We start from the raw sequence: 19,144 nt of genomic DNA on the forward strand, positions 1-19,144 counted from the left end.
ATCAATAAAACGAATTTCCTCTGATTACTTACTTAACTTCTGTTTCTGAGAATTGATCATGCCAGGTAACGCCAGTAACGGTTCGATTGGAAAGGGTAACGATGATCGCTTCGCCCTCTTGATTGATCCAGGCATTGGATTCAACGCCTAGAATCGCTAGTCGCCAAGAAGGCAGTCCACCCATGATCTCTAATACTTGATCGCAGGACATTCCTTCTTGCAATTGGTGGAGCAAATCTTTGGTGACGGTTCTATTCCAACGTCGTGGCAATCCAATCTGCAATTGCTCGCAATAGGAGAAGTGAGAGGTGGATTCTTCGGTACTTACTGACTGTTGATCAAGGCTGTCAGAAGAGCTGCTTATGTCAATTGTAGTAGACGTTGATTGCTTTTCAGTAGAGGAAGAGCTGCTAGCTTCCGAATCCATTGACAATGATTGAGACGTCACCGCTGTTTCTAATGACGAACTGCTTTGTCGCGTTTCATCCAGGAGTTCGTCAATCAGGGTACAGCCAGTGAGTGATAAGGAAAGGAAAATCAATAAGGGAAAGAAACAGATGGTTTTCATAAGATGTATGCCTCCAAAGTAATTTTCTGCATTTTTCTTTTGTTGTTATTTTAAGGTTGGTTTTTTATAAGAAGGGTTCTAACCGATGGTTAAACAAAAGAATCAATGCATTTATGCAGCTTATGCAGTTTTGGAGGGAGTGTTGTTTAATAAGTGTAACATGCCACTCCTGATCTGACTACTCGATTTCAAACTACATTTCATAGTTTTAATAAAATTTAGTCTCTATTCCTAATTATGAAATTCACGTGATATACTATAGTCAACTACAAGATAAAAAAATACGGCTTCAGTGGCAAAGGGCATTTGATGCAAACAGATCGTTGGTAAGGTTTTCGAGCATTTGAATGTGGCATTGTTTTAATAGAAAAGAGAGGAAGAGGGAATGAAGATCTTAAGGGACTGGCAAGCAAAACATCAAGCGAAAAAAGAAGTAAAAAAACAGGCATTACGGTTAAAAAATGCCAAGCTTCGTGCAGCGGGGAAAGAGCCGTTGAAGGGCTGGGGGAAAATGGTTGATACTGGCATCGGCGGGGCGAACAAAGCAAACCCCATCGATACAAAAGTGTTTTTGGGGGAAAATCAAAAGCGGATCGCAGATGAAACGAAGCGGAACAAGCAATAAAGAAAACCTCTGCAACAGTTCCTTCGTCGGACTGTTGCAGAGGCTTTTTTAAATATTCAATACTTTGTCTAAGAAGTCTTTGGTACGCTCATGCTTAGGATTGGTAAAGATTTGCTCAGGTGTACCGTCTTCCAAGAAGTTCCCGCCGTCAATAAACATCACACGGTTTGCTACTTCTTTGGCAAACCCCATCTCGTGAGTTACGATCACCATGGTCATTCCTTGTTTTGCCAAATCCTTCATAACATTGAGTACATCGCCAACCATTTCTGGATCGAGTGCGGAGGTTGGTTCATCGAACAACATCACATCGGGATTCATTGCTAAAGCTCTAGCGATCGCCACCCGTTGTTTTTGTCCTCCAGACAGATTGTCAGGGTACATGTCTTTTTTATCTGCCAAACCGACCGTTTCTAATAAACGAATTGCGTTCTTTTCCGCTTCTTGCCGAGAAGCATTTTTTAGATCCATCGGTGCTAAAATGATATTTTCTAAAACCGACAAGTGAGGGAAGAGATTGAAATGCTGAAACACCATGCCGATATGTTGACGAACAGCATTGATATTGGTGTTTTTATCCATCAGATGTGCGCCGTCAACGATAATATCGCCGCTGGTTGGTTCTTCTAAGCGGTTCAAACAGCGTAAGAACGTCGATTTCCCGGATCCTGAAGGACCGATCACACAAACGACTTCTCCTTCAGCGATTGAAACATTGATATTGTTCAATACGGTATTATCGCCGTATTTTTTTACAAGATTTTCAACTAAGATTTTTTCTTTCATGCTATTTCACCTTCTTTTCTAAAACTTTTGCAAGTTTCGTTAAAGCTGTGATCACGACTAAGTAAATAATCGCGATGATCAAGTAAACATAGGTACTTTGCGTAGTCCGAGCAACGATGATTTTCCCAGTTTGCAATAATTCTACGACTCCGATAACCGAGATGATCGTTGTATCTTTCAACGAGATAACGAATTGGTTAACGAAAGATGGAATCATGATTTTGATCGCTTGCGGTAAAATGATTTTCTGCATTGTCCGAGTGTAGGTCATCCCCAAACTACGAGAGGCTTCCATCTGACCTTTTGGCACCGCATTGATCCCGCCACGGACGATCTCAGCGATATAGGCACTGGCATTTAAAGTCAATGTAATGACCCCGGCTGCAAAGTCGGGAATCGTGATACCAATGGCATCGGAAAGGCCGAAGAAGATGAAGAAAGCCAATACCATCATAGGAATACCACGAATGATATCAACATAGATCCCTGCAAAAACCCGCAATGCTTTGATTGGAGCAACACTAAATAGTCCAAAAATGATGCCGATCACTAATGCTAAGGCAAAAGAAATCAATGCTAGTAAAAGGGTGTTCCATAAACCTTTTAACAAGACGTTATAGTTGTTGCTGATCAAACCAGTGATCGTTGATTCATCCACTCGTTTTTCTGTGGTAGAGCCATCTTCAATGTATTTATTGATGATTTGATCGTACTCGCCAGTCCGTTTCATTTCTTTCAATGCTTCATTGAACATTTGGATCAGTTCAGGATTTTGGCCTTTTTTCACCGCAAAACCGTACTGACCGCCAGATTCTTTTTCAATCGGTGTCACTAGTTTTTGACCTTGGCTGATGGCATAACCGATCACTGGATAATCATCCATCATGGCATCGATTTGTCCGCCGTTAACAGCTGCATATAATTGATCGGCCGCATCATAATATTTGATTGAATAGCCATATTTTTCTTCGTTGGCGATCAAGAAGTCTGCACTTTCTGTTCCCACTTTCGCACCGACGGTTTTTCCTTCTAGATCTTCATAGGAATTGATGGAATCATTGCCTTCTTTTACAGCGATCTGAATGCCGCTTTCAAAGTAAGAGTCAGAGAAGTCATAGGATTGACGACGCTCATCAGTGATCGTCATCCCAGCGATCATCCCATCTGCTTGGTTACCATCCAAGGCTTGCAAAGCTCCTGAAAAACCGATGAAATTGAATTCAATGTTGAACCCTTGCAATTCTGCCGCCCGATTCATTAAATCAACATCGATCCCTACATACTCATTGTCTTCATTTTGGAATTCAAATGGAGCGAAGGCGGAGTCACTGGCAATTCGGTAAACATCTTTCTTTGGTTCGACTTTCACCATTTCACTGGTGTCTGCATCTGAATCAGACGTTGTGATGTAAGTATTGACGATTTCGTCGTATTTGCCAGAAGCTTTCATGTTGGCTAAACCAGCATTGAATTTTTCAAGTAGTTCTTGATTTTGGCCTTTTCTGACAGCGAATCCGTAAGAAGCACCTTTTTCAGGTTCGCCGACAAGTTTCATCGGTTCGCCGTTGTTGATGGCATAGCCAAGCACTGGATAATCATCAAAAGCGGCTGCCACAGTACCATTGCGTACAGCGCCATACAACCCAGTAGCGTCATCATAAAGTTTGATGTCGTAGCCATATTGGTCTTTATTTTCTTCTAAAAAGCGGGCACTTTCGGTACCAACCTTTGCACCGACCGTTTCGCCCTCAAGATCTTCGTAGCTAGTAATGCTGTCATTGTCAGCAGCTACCGCCATTTGAATCCCACTATCAAAATAAGGATCTGAGAAATCAAAGTTCTCTTTGCGCTCTTCTGTGATACTCATTCCTGCAATCATTCCGTCCAACTGATTGGACAAAACACCTTGGATGGAAGGATCAAAACCGAGTGGACGTAAATCAACTGCAAAACCTTGATCTTCAGCGATCGCGTTTAATAAATCTATATCGATCCCTACATATTCATTATTTTCATTCTTGAATTCGAAAGGAGCAAATGTTAAATCTGTTCCTATCTTATACGTAGTTTCCTCCGCACTTGCTGACTTTACTGATAGCGTAAAAATGCTGATAATCAGCGCGATTAAAGCGAAGGACATGTGTTTTCTTTTCAAGAAAATTCCCCCTTTAGATATAACGTATTTATAGATTATATGGATTTTTTCTTCAACACACAAGTCTTTCTCTTTAAAAATATGACAAAATTGCTTAAACCTCACATCAGATGTTAGAAAATCAAACATGTTAAGTTATGCCTAATCGCATGAAACTTTCATAGCAAATGATGGCGAAAGTATGTTCGCTATGATATACTTATTTATGGAAAAGCGGCAGCGAGTTTTTCTTTTTTTGTTGTCGTTTAGAATAATCGAGGGGGAATGAAGATGATCGAAAGAACAACTTCCCATGAATTTGACTTAGTATCAAAATATCAACCAGCTGGGGATCAACCAGAAGCGATCCATCAATTGGTTGATGGGGTGGTCGGTGGAAAAAAAGCACAGATTTTGTTGGGAGCCACTGGGACCGGTAAGACTTATACGATTTCTAATCTAATTAAGGAAGTCAATAAACCGACATTGATCATTGCCCATAATAAAACACTGGCTGGACAATTATATGGCGAGTTCAAGGACTTTTTCCCAAATAATGCGGTCGAGTACTTTGTCAGTTACTATGATTACTATCAACCAGAAGCGTATGTTCCTTCCAGTGATACATACATCGAAAAAGACTCCAGTGTCAACGATGAAATCGATAAGCTGCGTCACTCGGCCACAAGTTCTTTATTAGAGAGAAACGATGTGATCGTTGTAGCTTCTGTCTCTTGTATTTTCGGTTTAGGTTCGCCGATCGAGTATGCCAGACAGGTTGTTTCTTTACGAGTAGGGATGGAAAAGTCTCGCGATCAACTATTAAAAGAATTGATCGAGATCCAATTTGAACGAAACGACATCGATTTTCAACGGGGGCGTTTTCGCGTACGTGGCGATGTTGTGGAGATTTTCCCAGCTTCTCGTGATGAGCGAGCGTTACGCATTGAGTTTTTTGGCGATGAAATCGATCGGATTCGTGAAGTCGATGCCTTGACGGGCGAGATCATGAGTGACACCGAACATGTGTCGATCTTTCCAGCAACTCACTTTGTGACCAATGAAGACCATATGGAACATGCGATTGCTTCGATCCAATGTGAACTCGATGAACGACTGAAAGTTTTGCGAGCAGAAAATAAGCTGCTGGAAGCACAGCGTTTAGAGCAGCGAACCAACTATGATATTGAAATGATGCGAGAAATGGGGTATACCTCAGGGATCGAAAACTACTCTCGCCACATGGATGGACGAAAAGAAGGCGAACCGCCTTATACGTTATTGGATTTCTTTCCTGATGACTTTCTGATCGTTATTGATGAATCCCACGTGACCATGCCGCAAGTTCGTGGGATGTATAATGGTGACCGTGCTAGAAAACAAATGTTAGTGGATTATGGTTTCCGTTTGCCTTCTGCACTGGATAACCGTCCGCTACGCTTGGAAGAATTTGAGAAGCATGTCAACCAAATCGTCTATGTTTCAGCAACACCTGGACCATATGAATACGATCAAACCGATACCGTCATTCAACAAATCATTCGTCCGACTGGTCTGTTAGATCCGGTGATCGAAGTACGACCGATCATGGGTCAAATTGACGACCTTGTAGGAGAAATCAATGAGCGAGTCGAGCGAAATGAACGGGTCTTTGTCACGACCTTGACGAAAAAAATGTCTGAAGATTTGACGGATTACTTTAAAGAATTAGGGATCAAAGTCAAATACTTGCACAGTGACATCAAAACATTGGAACGAACAGAGATCATTCGCGACCTGCGTCTCGGTGAATTTGATGTACTGGTCGGAATCAACTTATTGCGAGAAGGGTTAGACGTCCCAGAAGTTTCCCTGGTTGCGATCCTTGATGCCGATAAGGAAGGCTTCTTGCGCAGCGAGCGTTCATTAGTCCAAACGATCGGACGAGCAGCTCGTAACTCAGAAGGAAAAGTAATCATGTACGCCGATAAAATGACCGATTCGATGCAGCGAGCGATCGACGAAACAGCGCGACGCCGAAGTATTCAAGAAGCCTATAACGAAGAACATGGAATCGTACCGAAAACCATCATCAAAGAGATTCGCGATCTGATCGCAATCACGAAAGTGGCGGAAGAAACTGGCGAATACACCGCGACTTCTTATGAAGAGCTGAGTCGTGAAGAAAAAGCAACCTTGTTGTTGAAATTAGAAAAAGAAATGAAAGATGCTGCGAAAGCACTGGATTTTGAAACGGCTGCTACCTTGAGAGATACTATTCTTGAGCTAAAAGCTGCTGATTAGAAGGAGAAACAATATGGCAAATGATAAAATCGTGATCCATGGGGCACGGGCCCATAATTTAAAAAATATCGATGTGACGATTCCCAGAGACCAGCTCGTTGTTGTAACTGGTCTTTCGGGTTCAGGGAAAAGCTCCTTAGCATTTGATACGTTGTATGCCGAAGGACAGCGCCGATATGTCGAAAGTCTATCGGCGTATGCTCGTCAGTTTTTAGGGCAAATGGATAAACCCGACGTAGATAGCATTGATGGACTTAGTCCAGCGATTTCTATCGATCAAAAAACCACCAGCAAGAACCCGCGATCAACAGTGGGGACGGTTACTGAAATCAATGATTATCTGCGGCTTCTTTACGCCAGAATCGGTCACCCAATCTGTCCCAATGATCATATTGAGATTACTAGTCAGTCGGTTGAGCAGATGGTGGATGAAGTTTTGGCATTACCAGAACGCACCAAGATCCAATTGTTGGCACCTATCGTTTATCAAAAGAAAGGGCAGCACAAAAAAGTCTTCGAACGTATCCAAAGAGAAGGTTATGTTCGGATGCGGGTGGATGGCGAAGTCTATGATGTCTCAGAAGCGCCTGAATTAGAAAAAAATAAAAAGCATGATATTGCCATCATCATTGACCGAATCGTTGTAAAGGAAGGCATCCGTTCTCGTCTGTTTGATTCCTTTGAAGCGGCATTACGTTTAGCTGATGGCTATGCGGTAGTCGATGTGATTGGTCAAGAAGAGATGCTTTTCAGTGAACATTATTCTTGCCCGTATTGTGGCTTTACAGTTGGTGAATTAGAGCCACGGCTCTTTTCATTCAATGCGCCTTTTGGTGCTTGTCCAGACTGTGATGGTCTTGGTGTGAAGCTAGAAGTCGATGTCGACCTAGTGATTCCCGATCAAAGCAAAACGTTGCGTGAAGGCGCACTATTACCTTGGAACCCAATCAGTTCACAGTATTATCCGCAAATGCTGGAACAAGCCTGTCAAGAGTTCAATATCGATATGGACACACCCTTTGAAGAGCTGCCAGAAGAACACAAAGACATTATTTTGAATGGTTCGAATGGCGAAATTTTCCATTTCCATTATGAGAATGATTTCGGTGGCGTGCGTGATGTTGAGGTAGCTTTTGAAGGAATCTTACCAAATATTAAGCGCCGTTATCATGAAACCAACTCTGATTTCACCCGTGATCAAATGCGTTTGTATATGACGGAATTGACTTGTAAAACTTGTCATGGCTATCGTTTGAACCCTCAAGCGCTGTGCGTGCAAGTCAACGGAAAACACATTGGTGAAATGAGCGAGATGGCAATCAACAATGCGTTGAACTTTGTCGAAGAATTGAAACTATCGGAACAAGAGCAAATGATCGCACGTCCGATCGTGAAAGAAGTTGATGATCGTTTAAGCTTCTTGAAAAATGTCGGATTGGACTATTTGACCTTGAGTCGTGCATCAGGCACACTCTCTGGTGGGGAAGCGCAACGGATTCGTTTGGCAACACAAATCGGCTCCAATTTGTCTGGGGTGCTTTACATTCTTGATGAGCCATCGATCGGTCTTCACCAACGGGATAACGATCGCTTACTAGATTCATTGCGGAAAATGCGTGATCTTGGGAATACCCTGATCGTCGTTGAGCATGACGAAGACACGATGCGGGCAGCGGACTACTTGATCGATGTCGGTCCAGGTGCAGGACACGCAGGTGGCGAGATCGTCGCTGCAGGCACTCCTGATGAAGTCGCAGCCAATGCGTCTTCCTTAACAGGTCAGTACTTATCAGGAAAACGACAAATCCCGACACCAACGGAACGCCGCAAAGGCAATGGTGAAAAGATTCGTGTGACCGGTGCTTCTGAGAATAACTTGAAAAACATTTCGGTCGATTTTCCATTAGGAAAGTTCGTCGCCGTTACTGGGGTCTCTGGCTCTGGTAAATCGACATTAGTCAACGAAATTTTAAAAAAAGCCTTGGCGCAAAAAATCAATCGGAATTCGAATAAGCCTGGTCGCTTTAAAACCATTACTGGTTATGAAGCGATTGAGAAATTGATCGATATCGATCAAAGCCCTATCGGTCGGACGCCTCGAAGCAATCCAGCAACGTATACCAGTGTCTTTGATGACATTCGCGATTTATTTGCTAAAACCAATGAGGCGAAAGTCCGTGGTTATAAAAAAGGCCGCTTTAGTTTTAATGTAAAAGGTGGACGCTGTGAAGCATGTAAAGGGGACGGAATCATCAAGATCGAGATGCACTTCTTACCTGATGTCTACGTACCTTGTGAGGTTTGTCATGGCAAACGTTATAACTCAGAAACGTTAGAAGTTCATTACAAAGGAAAAAATATTTCGGAAATCTTAGATATGACCGTGGAAGATGCAGTGGAATTTTTCCAACATATTCCTAAAATCCATCGAAAATTGCAAACGATCGTCGATGTCGGTCTAGGTTATGTCACGATGGGACAACCAGCGACTACTTTGTCTGGTGGGGAAGCGCAACGGATGAAGCTTGCCAGTGAACTGCACAAAAATTCCAATGGCAAGAGTTTTTATATCTTAGATGAACCGACGACTGGTCTGCATACGGATGATATTGCCCGTTTGTTGAAAGTTTTGGAACGATTTGTCGACGCTGGCAATACCGTTTTAGTGATCGAACACAACTTGGATGTCATCAAATCAGCGGACCATGTGATTGATCTAGGTCCAGAAGGTGGCGAAGGCGGTGGAACGATCATTGCAACTGGTACACCAGAAGAAATTGCTGCGGTTTCTGAAAGCTACACCGGTCATTATTTGAAAAAAGTCCTTTAAGCAAGGAAAAGAGCACTCACTTTTTTACTTGTCTGTCAATAGGTTTCGCTAAAGTTTAAGGAAGCGTGAAATATCTGCAAATTTCATGATAAGGGCTTGAAATCAAAATTTTATTTGATAGAATAGCAATAGGTATACGTATATTCGCATTGAATAAACTGCCTATAAGTTCTATCCGTTCAAAGTGGGAGAAAGCAATCAAAGATAGATACTTTGATTGCTTTTTTCTTTGTGGTATTATAATTCTATTGTAATTAAACGAAACGAGAGAGGTCGTTTTTCGTATTCAAAAGAGAGAGTGATTTTTGATGAGTCAGGAAAATTTTCTTCCCATATTATTAGGAAGCGATATGAATGTTTATGGTATGGCCAGAGCATTCCACGAAGCATATGGCATTCAATCAGTTGCTTATGCTGGTGCGGAACTTGCGCCAACCCGCTTTAGTAAAATTGTTACAATCAATCAAGTGGAAGGTTTTGACCATGATCCAGGATTCACTGAGACGTTGATCAAGTTAGGAAAAAATACTTACAACGATCCTGCCATGAAATATTTATTGATTCCTTGCGGCGATGGCTATGCAGAACTGTTAGCGAAGCATAAAGAAGAATTGAAGCCTTATTATACCTTTATTGCCAATGACTATTCCCTATTAAAACGGTTGATCAATAAAGTCAGTTTTTACGAAGTTTGCGAGGAATATGGCTTGCCTTATCCTAAGACCTTCATTTTAACACCTGAACTGTTGACGGAAGGAACGTTCAAAGGAGAGCTGCCTTTTGATTTTCCTGTGGCTTTGAAACCAGCAAATAGTGTCGCGTGGCTGTCAGTTGATTTTGAAGGGCGCAAAAAAGCCTTCATTATTGACAATCGAACAGAATTTGAAGAAATCGTTTCTCGCATTTATCAAGCGGGTTATCAATATGAAATGATCGTCCAAGATTTTATTCCTGGCGATGACAGCAACATGCGGGTCTTAAATGCCTATGTTGATGAGAATCACGAAGTTCGCGTGATGGGTTTAGGTCATCCTTTATTAGAGGATCCAACGCCTGGAGCTGTTGGGAATTATGTCGTGATCATTCCAGATGAAAATGATCAAATCTATCAAATGATCCGTAAGTTTTTAAAAGAGATCGAATATGTTGGATTTGCGAATTTTGATTTGAAATATGATGCGCGAGACGGGCAATATAAATTATTTGAAATCAACTTGCGTCAAGGAAGAAGCAGTTTCTTTATTACCTTAAGCGGATTGAATCTGGCGAAGTTCATCACAGAGGATTTAGTCTTCGAAAAACCATACACAGAAACGGTTTATGGCAAAGCTGACGCACCTGAAGCGAAATTATGGCTAGGGGTACCAAAAAATATTTTCTTGACTTATGCAAAAGAAAATCCTGCGAAAGAACGAGCAAAAAAATTATTAGCAGAAAATCGCTGGGGAACGACTGTCTTTTACAAAGAAGACTTATCTCTAAAGCGTTGGATTCTATTAAAGAGAATGTTCCATCTGTACAACAAACGATTCAAAACGTATTTCCATACGAAAGAAGGCTAGAAGATGGAGAATTTTTTTAGTATTTTAGGCGGCATGGGAACGTTAGCGACTGAAAGTTTTGTCCGCATTTTAAACCGACGGACACAGACCCATAAAGACCAAGATTACTTGAACTATGTTTTATTCAATCATGCGACAGTCCCAGATCGGACGGCATATATTTTAGACAACACGTTAGAAAACCCTGTTCCATATTTAATGGACGACATCGAAAAACAAAATTTGTTAAAGCCAAATTTTATTGTGTTGACTTGTAACACCGCCCATTATTTTTTTGATGAGCTGCAAGCTGCCACTGAGATCGAGATTTTGCATATGCCTCGTGAGGCTGCGAAAATCGTTTTTGAAAAAGGCGTCACTGGAAAAGTGGCCTTTCTTGGGACAGAAGGCAGTGTCAAAGCCGGCATCTATGAGAAAGAATTGCGGAAGTTAGGACTTGACGTCTATCTTCCAGAACCGACGATCCAAAAAAAGGTCAATACATTGATCTATGATCGAATCAAAGAAAATGATCATTTGGATCAAGAACTTTACTTTGAGATACTGGAAGAAGTCACCGAACGTATCGGCTGTGAAAGCGTAGTGCTTGGATGTACCGAGTTGTCCTTGATGGATGAATTTGTGACTGATAATCCGTATCCAGTCGTCGATGCCCAATCGATTTTAGTTGATCGGACGATCGAAAAAGCATTGGCAAATCGCCAAGCAATCTAAGGCTGATAGCGACGTTAGCGGCATTTTTTGAGCTAACGTCTTTTTTTATACCGGTGTTCCAATGATACGCCCGGCATGATATAATAGAGTTGTTTCAGAAAGGAGTTTTACCTATGACTGAAGTGGATCATTTAGAATTGGTCATTATCACTGGGATGAGCGGAGCCGGCAAAACGGTCGCGATCCAGAGTTTTGAAGATATGGGGTACTTTTGTATCGATAATATGCCCCCAAGCTTGATCCCTAAATTTTGGGAACTGATCAAAGAATCAGGAAAAGTGACAAAAATTGCCTTAGTTGTCGATCTGCGTTCAAGATCGTTTTTTGAAGAAATCCAAAGTATGCTGATCGATATTGAAAACACGAATTTTATCGACACACGGATGCTCTTTTTAGATGCATCGGACAATGAATTGGTGTCAAGATACAAAGAAACGAGAAGAGCACATCCATTAGCGATGGATGGCTTAGTTACGGAAGGGATTCGCAAAGAGCGAGCGATCTTAAACGATTTGAAGACGCGTGCCAGTATTGTTATCGACACAACGACCCTGACCCCACGGCAACTGAGAGAAAAAATCAATCAAGAATTTCGTGCTTCTCATGAAACAGGGTTTCGTATTGAAATACTTTCGTTTGGCTTCAAGTATGGCTTGCCGATCGATGCTGATATTGTGATGGATGTTCGTTTCTTACCGAATCCCCATTACATTCCAGAGTTGCGTCCTTTAACGGGTAAAGATGAACCCGTGTATGAGTACGTCATGTCTTTTCCAGAAACGGAAGAATTCTATCAGCAATTTAGTACACTGTTGCAAACGATCATGCCAGGCTATGTCAAGGAAGGCAAAAGCAGCTTGACGGTGGCTATCGGCTGTACTGGGGGCCAACACCGTTCCGTTGCATTATCTGAGCGCATCGGTGCGGTTTTGGCAGAAGACTATCGCGTCAATATTACTCATCGCGACAAAGATAAGCGTAAAGAGACGGTGAATCGTTCATGAAAATGAAAACGTACCGGATCAGAAAGCCGAAGATCGTTGTGGTAGGTGGCGGAACTGGGTTACCAGTCATCCTGAAGAGCTTGCGGAATCAGGGTGTCGACATCACAGCGATCGTTACGGTCGCTGATGATGGCGGTAGCAGCGGCGAGATTCGCAATTTGGTTTCCTCTATCTCGCCACCGGGGGATCTGCGCAATGTTTTGGCGGCTCTATCTGATATGCCGCAACTGTATAATGATATTTTTCAATACCGTTTTAAAGCCGAAGACAAATTTTTAGCCAATCATGCCCTGGGGAACTTGATTATTGCGGCGATTGCTGAAATGCGCAGCAGTACCTATGAAGCCATTCAAATTTTGTCAAAAATCATGCATATCGATGGACGAGTTTATCCTTCGTCAGATCTGCCATTGGTGTTGCACGCTGTTTTTAAAGACGGCACCGAAGCGGTAGGAGAGTCCAAGATCGCGGTTGATCGCAAAACGATCGATCGGGTCTTTGTTCGTAATCAAGAAAATAATGATGAGCCGAAAGCAGCTCGTAAAGTTGTTTCTTCAATTATGGAGGCAGATATGATCGTCTTGGGTCCTGGTAGTCTCTTTACTAGTATTTTGCCCAATCTCATGATTAGCGAGATCGGCCAAGCAATGTTGGAAACAAAAGCTGAAACGGTTTATATTTGTAATATCATGACCCAAAAAGGTGAAACTGAACACTTTAGTGATGCCGACCATGTGCGGGTCCTGCATAAGCATTTAGGCAAACCCTTTATTGATACGGTGTTAGTCAACACCGAGAAAGTTCCAGAAGGGTATATGGACCCAGAGATTTATGATGAATATCTTGTACAAGTGAAACACGATTTCCAAGGACTGCGAGAAGAAGCCAGCCGTGTCATTTCAGCTGACTTTCTGGAGCTTAGAGATGGCGGAGTTTTTCATGACGGAGATAAAGTGATTGAAGAACTTCTACGTATCGTTTACGGGGCCAAAATCTAAGAAAGGAGGGATTTTTTTATGTCCTTTGCAGCAGAAGTAAAAAAAGAATTGACCGCATTAGAAGTTCATCGCGAACATGCCAAGGCAGAATTGGCCGCTTTGATTCGGATGAATGGGTCATTAAGTATCAACAACCAACAATTTGTTTTAAACGTTCAAACAGAAAACGCGGCGATTGCCAGACGCATCTATTCGTTACTAAAAGATCATTACGACGTGCGCAGCGAATTGCTGGTCCGTCGTAAAATGAAATTAAAAAAGAACAACGTTTACATCGTTCGTTTGAAGCAAGATACACAGCGCGTGCTTTTGGACTTAGATATCATGGACGGGCTGATGTTTCAAAGCCATGTTTCTGATGAGATCATGGGCAATACTCAAAAAATGCGTTCCTATTTACGAGGCGCTTTCATGGCATCTGGGTCCATCAACAATCCAGAAACCAGCCGCTATCATTTAGAGATCTATTCCATCTACGAGGAGCATAACCAAGATATTTGCGATATGCTAAACGCATATGGATTGAATGCCCGTGCATTAGAACGCAGAAATGGGTATATCTCTTACTTGAAAGGCGCTGAGAAAATCGCTGATTTTTTGACACTGATCGGTGCCACCAATTCCATGCTGAAATTCGAGGACGTGCGGATCGTGCGTGATATGCGTAACTCAGTCAACCGTTTGGTGAATTGCGAAACCGCCAATATGAACAAAACGATCGACGCTGCTTCGAAGCAGATCGACAATATCGAATTTATTCAAGATCGAGTTGGCTTGCAAGCTTTACCTGAAAAGCTGCAAGAAATCGCCGAATTACGTTTGGAACATCCCGAGGTCAGCTTGAAAGAGCTAGGAGAAATGATTCCATCAGGAGCGATCTCGAAATCAGGAATCAATCATCGCATTCGCAAAATCAATGAATTTGCGGATCATTTGCGTGAACAAGTCAGTTAATCTAAGTAGTGAATGAAATCAAAAAAGCAGGAGCTTGCATTTGACATGGATTTTAGTGTCAAATCAGCTCCTGTTTTTTGTTAGAGGTTATTCATTGATCAATGCAGTTAATTCCTCAGCAGAGATCGATTCATCAAAAATGTGCCCATCTAAGATAATCGTTGGCACAAATTGAATGTTGGCGTTTTTCGCTTCTTCCACAATTTCTCCTGCGATCGCAGGATGGTTTTGTTCAGATAGCCCTAAGGTATTTTTCGCATATTCTGCCACTTCAGGTAAAGATAAATGCCCCCATTCGTCTTGTGTTTGATAAATTTTTGTGATCTCAGCGATCGTTGCCTGAGGATCTGTACTGGAAACAAAGCGGTGCATCACATTGCCTCGTTGCAATGATTCTTTTTCTTTGTCGAATAGTTTGATGACACGGCGTAGTTTCCCAGCTGCGACAGCTTCACCTAAGATCGGTAACGATTCCTCAAACCATTGCCGACAGTAAGGGCAGCGCAAATTCATAAATTCGACGATCGGTTTAGCTGATGGATCTCCGATATGTATCCCTGTTACCGCATTTGTTTCTTGTGCTTTGATGATTGAAATATCCATTAAGATTCCTCCTTTTTCTTTTAGTTTACCGAAGTTTCTGCTGAAAGAAAAGCCTCAGGTCTTTTGATTTAAGTCTGTGAAAAGAGGGGGAGAATGAGCTGAATACTATGTATTTCGTTTCACGAAATTATGAAAAATCCCCTGACTGTGCTTTTATATTCCTTGATTTTCAGCTATAATGAATTGTGTTTTATTGTGCAAAATGATGATTAAAGGAAGTTATATAGATGAGAAAAAGAAAAACAATGGATGGCAATACGGCAGCAGCCTATATTTCCTATGCCTTTACGGAACTTGCGGCGATCTATCCGATAACCCCTAGTTCAACCATGGCTGAATTAGTGGATCAGTGGTCTGCTCAAGGAAAGCATAATCTTTTTGGGCAGCCGGTGAAAGTGGTTGAAATGCAATCTGAAGCAGGGGCGGCTGGTGTGGTTCACGGCTCATTAAAAACGGGCGCCTTAACGACGACCTATACGGCATCCCAGGGACTTTTATTAATGGTACCAAATATGTACAAGATTGCTGGGGAAATGCTGCCAGGCGTCTTTCATGTCGCCAGCCGAGCAGTGACCACCAATGCCTTGAATATTTTCGGAGATCATACCGATGTAATGGCCACCCGACAAACAGGCTTTGCTATGTTAGCGGAAAGCAGTGTCCAAGAAGTAATGGATTTAGCGCCAGTCGCTCATTTAGCAGCTATCGAAGCCAATATCCCATTTTTAAACTTTTTTGATGGGTTTCGAACCAGTCATGAGATTCAAAAAATAGAGGTCTTAGATTATGAGGAATTGGCGCAGTTGGTCAATCATGAAAAATTGGCTACTTTTCGACAAAAAGCCATGAACCCGAATCACCCGACGACGAGTGGAACGAATCAAAATCCTGATATCCATTTTCAACAGCGGGAAACGATCAATCAGCATTATCAAACATTGCCTGAGATCGTTCGTTTTTACATGAAAAAAATCAATGCTTTAAGAGGAACCAACTATGATTTAGTGGATTATTATGGTGCTTCGGACGCCGAAGAAGTCATCGTTTCGATGGGGTCCTCGACGCAAACGATCCAGCAAACGGTGGATCATTTATGCGCTTCAGGCCGCAAGGTGGGGGTCTTGTCGATCCATTTGTATCGACCATTCCCACTAGAAGTCTTCTTAGAAAAACTGCCTGCTACCGTTAAAAGTATCGCTGTATTGGATCGCAGCAAAGAACCTGGTGCCAATGGCGAGTCTTTGCTTTTGGATGTGCAAAGTGCCATGTATGATGCAGCGATTCGGCCGACGATCATTGGTGGACGCTATGGTCTTGGGTCAAAAGATGTGACGCCTGATCAAATCGTTGCCGTTTATGACGAATTGCTCAAGCCAAAAGCGAGCCAAAAGAAACGCTTCACCATTGGGATCACGGATGATGTGACGCAATTGTCGTTGCCATCAAAGGGCACGCTAGATCTAACTGATCCATCCACCTTCCAAGCGAAATTCTGGGGATTCGGCTCTGACGGGACCGTCGGGGCAAATAAGTCAGCAATCAAAATCATCGGTGACCATACCGAAAAATATGTACAAGGCTATTTCCATTATGATTCGAAAAAATCTGGTGGTCTAACGGTTTCTCATCTGCGATTTGGGGACACCCCCATTCGTTCTACCTATTTGATCGAACACGCGGATTTCGTTGCGTGTCATACGCCTGCGTATTTGCATACGTATGATTTGCTGAAAGGACTCAAAAAAGGCGGAACCTTTTTATTAAATACGACCTGGTCACAAGAGCAAATCTTAAAAAATCTACCGAAGAAAATGAAACGTTATCTTGCTGAAAACGAGATCCGTTTTTATACCATCAACGCCATGCAGTTGGCAATGGAAGTCGGCTTAGGTGGGCGGATCAATACCGCGATGGAAACAGCCTTCTTTTACTTGGCAAACATCATTCCGACCGAGAAAATCTTGCCGATTTTAAAAGAAGAGGCGTTGAAAAGTTATCGGCACAAATCGATGGCGATCGTTGAAAAGAACCAAGCAGCCATCGATCGCACCATCGAATTATTACAAGAAATCCCTGTTCCAAGCAAGTGGGCAACGATCGAAGTGCCGAAGAGGACATCGACTGCTACAACACAATTTGTGCGGGAAATCGTGGAACCCATCAACCGTCAAGAAGGCAACCAACTAAGCGTGGGAACCCTCGTACGAAATCAAATGACTGAAGGGGTGATCCCTGTCGGGACAACAGCGGTTGAGAAGCGGGGCATCGCTGTTGAAGTGCCCGAGTGGCTATCAGATCGCTGTACCATGTGCAATGAGTGTGCCTTTGTCTGTCCTCATGCGGCGATCCGTCCGTTTTTGGCAGATGAAGATGAATTAACCGAAGCACCTGAAGGCTTTATCGTCAGAGAGATGCGAGGCGCGAATGGGCAAAAATATCGAATTCAAGTTTCCGTTGAAGATTGTACAGGTTGCGGCCTTTGTGTGGAAGCATGTCCCGCCAAAGGGAAAGCTTTGACGATGCGTCCTTACGAAGAACAAAAAGAACAAGCTTTAAATTGGGCTTTTGCGATGACTTTACGTCAAAAAGAAAATCCAGCAAAACCAGGAACTGTTTTGGGCTCTCAATTCAATAAACCTTTGTTGGAGTTCTCTGGTGCTTGTGCGGGCTGTGGGGAAACCCCCTATGTGAAACTATTGACCCAAATGTTTGGTGATCGCATGATGATCGCCAATGCGACCGGCTGCTCTTCGATTTGGGGTGGAACCTCACCAGTATCCCCTTATACAACCAATCACTTAGGACAAGGGCCAGCTTGGTCAAACTCGTTGTTTGAAGACAATGCCGAATATGGCTATGGCATGTTCTTAGCCAACCAAACCCGACGGGAGAAATTAGCAGCCCAGCTGCAGTCGTTGAAAGCCAATGTATCAGAAGAATTGCAGGCTTTGATTGATGATTGGGACCTTCATCGAGAAGAAAGTGCTGGGACGCAGCAGCGAGCAGCAAAATTGATCGCCGCCTTAGAAGCTGAAGCTGCCACAACACCTCAGCTGAACAAAATCTTGCAGGAGAAAGATTTGTTTGTTAAGCCAAGCCAATGGATGATAGGCGGTGACGGCTGGGCATATGATATTGGGTTTGGCGGTATCGATCATGTTCTCGCTTCTGGTGCAGACGTCAATATTCTCGTGTTAGATAATGAAGTCTATTCTAATACAGGGGGGCAAGTCTCTAAAGCGACACCGACTTCGGCCATTGCTAAATTCGCTGCGAGTGGCAAGTTTGTTTCCAAAAAAGATTTAGGAATGATGGCGATGACCTACGGACATGTCTATGTCGCACAAATCGCATCTGGTGCCAATCAAATGCAAACGATCAAAGCCTTTGAAGAAGCCGAGCGGTTCCCAGGACCGTCAATCATCATTGCCTATACGCCATGTATCACCCACGGTCTTGCAGGCGGAATGCGTAAATCCTTGAAAGAAGCACAAGAAGCAGTTGCGTCGGGGTATTGGAGTCTCTACCACTATAACCCGCTGTTGGCAGAAAAAGGGAAACAGCCAATGACACTCGATTTCAAAAAGCCAGCATTTGATCAAATGCCTGCCTTTATGCAGACACAAGTTCGATTTGCATCCTTGCAGTCTGCCAATCCGAATGCGGCGCAAGCATTGTTTGAAAAAACCGTTTCAGATGCGAAAACTCGTTTCTACAACTATGCCCGCTTAGCAGGTCAAGAAGAAAAAATACGAGCAAAGCTTGAAAAAAAGGTAAGTACTGATGCAGAACAACCAACGGCAGTAAAAACGGAGCGTGTACGAAGAGAAAAACAGCCGTTAAGCGAAGAACAGCTCGCTGAAAGAGCAGCACGGCGTGCAGCGCGCGCAAAGCGCCGTCAGCAAGAGTAATCGCTCGCTGAGAAATGACCCTGAAAAACGGTTTGACCCGTTTTTTAGGGTCATTTGTTGTTTTTCCTAAGAAATGAGTGCAAGAAGCTCGTTTAGATGAAATCTTCTAAGACCTTTGACAAACAATGATTTCAGGATAATGGTAAACTAAGTAAAAGAGCTGTTTATTTTT

General features: G+C 42.8%; 13 protein-coding genes. 9 read left to right on the forward strand and 4 right to left on the reverse strand.

Features of this window, described 5'->3' with window-relative positions:
• Positions 1–28 precede the first annotated feature (28 nt).
• Positions 29–568 carry a hypothetical protein gene (locus tag ACI3E5_RS04910; RefSeq protein WP_194185308.1) on the reverse strand — a complete coding sequence of 180 codons (540 nt, stop codon included), beginning with the start codon at positions 566–568 and terminating at the stop codon, positions 29–31.
• A 385-nt stretch (positions 569–953) separates the two neighbouring features.
• Between ACI3E5_RS04910 and ACI3E5_RS04915 the strand changes: the two genes are divergently transcribed.
• Positions 954–1,193, forward strand: a complete 240-nt coding sequence (locus ACI3E5_RS04915) for a hypothetical protein (RefSeq protein ID WP_142967264.1) — start codon at positions 954–956, stop codon at positions 1,191–1,193.
• A gap of 48 nt (positions 1,194–1,241) precedes the next feature.
• On the opposite strand, the gene ACI3E5_RS04920 is transcribed toward ACI3E5_RS04915, so the two are convergent.
• Both ACI3E5_RS04920 and ACI3E5_RS04925 read right to left on the reverse strand, forming a co-directional pair.
• Positions 1,242–1,979 carry an amino acid ABC transporter ATP-binding protein gene (locus ACI3E5_RS04920; RefSeq protein WP_005225946.1) on the reverse strand — a complete coding sequence of 246 codons (738 nt, stop codon included), beginning with the start codon at positions 1,977–1,979 and terminating at the stop codon, positions 1,242–1,244.
• A 1-nt stretch (position 1,980) separates the two neighbouring features.
• On the reverse strand, positions 1,981–4,134 hold the full coding sequence (locus tag ACI3E5_RS04925; RefSeq protein ID WP_194185309.1) for an amino acid ABC transporter substrate-binding protein/permease: 2,154 nt from the start codon (positions 4,132–4,134) through the stop codon (positions 1,981–1,983).
• A gap of 270 nt (positions 4,135–4,404) precedes the next feature.
• Between ACI3E5_RS04925 and uvrB the strand changes: the two genes are divergently transcribed.
• The 7 genes from uvrB to whiA all read left to right on the forward strand — a co-directional run bounded on the left by uvrB (position 4,405) and on the right by whiA (position 14,458).
• The gene (uvrB, locus tag ACI3E5_RS04930) at positions 4,405–6,396 is read left to right on the forward strand and encodes an excinuclease ABC subunit UvrB (protein ID WP_194185310.1); all 1,992 of its coding nucleotides are present in this window, start codon (positions 4,405–4,407) and stop codon (positions 6,394–6,396) included.
• A gap of 13 nt (positions 6,397–6,409) precedes the next feature.
• Entirely contained in the window at positions 6,410–9,226 is a 2,817-nt protein-coding gene (gene uvrA / locus ACI3E5_RS04935) for an excinuclease ABC subunit UvrA (RefSeq protein ID WP_005225949.1), read from the forward strand.
• Positions 9,227–9,534: 308 nt separating this feature from the next.
• Positions 9,535–10,788: a carboxylate--amine ligase gene (locus tag ACI3E5_RS04940; protein WP_016610145.1), complete on the forward strand. Its 1,254-nt coding sequence runs from the start codon at positions 9,535–9,537 to the stop codon at positions 10,786–10,788.
• A gap of 3 nt (positions 10,789–10,791) precedes the next feature.
• On the forward strand, positions 10,792–11,502 hold the full coding sequence (locus tag ACI3E5_RS04945) for an amino acid racemase (protein ID WP_194185311.1): 711 nt from the start codon (positions 10,792–10,794) through the stop codon (positions 11,500–11,502).
• Between the two features lie 113 nt (positions 11,503–11,615).
• Complete coding sequence (gene rapZ / locus ACI3E5_RS04950; protein ID WP_005225952.1) at positions 11,616–12,506, forward strand: RNase adapter RapZ; 891 nt, start codon at positions 11,616–11,618, stop codon at positions 12,504–12,506.
• Complete coding sequence (locus tag ACI3E5_RS04955) at positions 12,503–13,504, forward strand: gluconeogenesis factor YvcK family protein (RefSeq protein WP_194185312.1); 1,002 nt, start codon at positions 12,503–12,505, stop codon at positions 13,502–13,504. The genes rapZ and ACI3E5_RS04955 overlap by 4 nt, the downstream gene beginning before the upstream one ends.
• Positions 13,505–13,522: 18 nt before the next feature.
• Positions 13,523–14,458 (forward strand): DNA-binding protein WhiA, encoded by a 936-nt coding sequence (gene whiA, locus ACI3E5_RS04960; protein WP_005225954.1) that lies wholly within the window; start codon positions 13,523–13,525, stop codon positions 14,456–14,458.
• An 87-nt stretch (positions 14,459–14,545) separates the two neighbouring features.
• On the opposite strand, the gene ACI3E5_RS04965 is transcribed toward whiA, so the two are convergent.
• Positions 14,546–15,061: a DsbA family protein gene (locus ACI3E5_RS04965; protein ID WP_086295240.1), complete on the reverse strand. Its 516-nt coding sequence runs from the start codon at positions 15,059–15,061 to the stop codon at positions 14,546–14,548.
• Between the two features lie 227 nt (positions 15,062–15,288).
• On the opposite strand from ACI3E5_RS04965, the gene nifJ reads away from it, so the two are divergent.
• Complete coding sequence (gene nifJ, locus ACI3E5_RS04970) at positions 15,289–18,972, forward strand: pyruvate:ferredoxin (flavodoxin) oxidoreductase (protein ID WP_498820943.1); 3,684 nt, start codon at positions 15,289–15,291, stop codon at positions 18,970–18,972.
• The last annotated feature ends 172 nt before the right edge of the window (positions 18,973–19,144 follow it).

It is taken from the genome of Candidatus Enterococcus avicola (genome assembly GCF_047470845.1).
GTDB classification, from domain to species: domain Bacteria; phylum Bacillota; class Bacilli; order Lactobacillales; family Enterococcaceae; genus Enterococcus_D; species Enterococcus_D casseliflavus.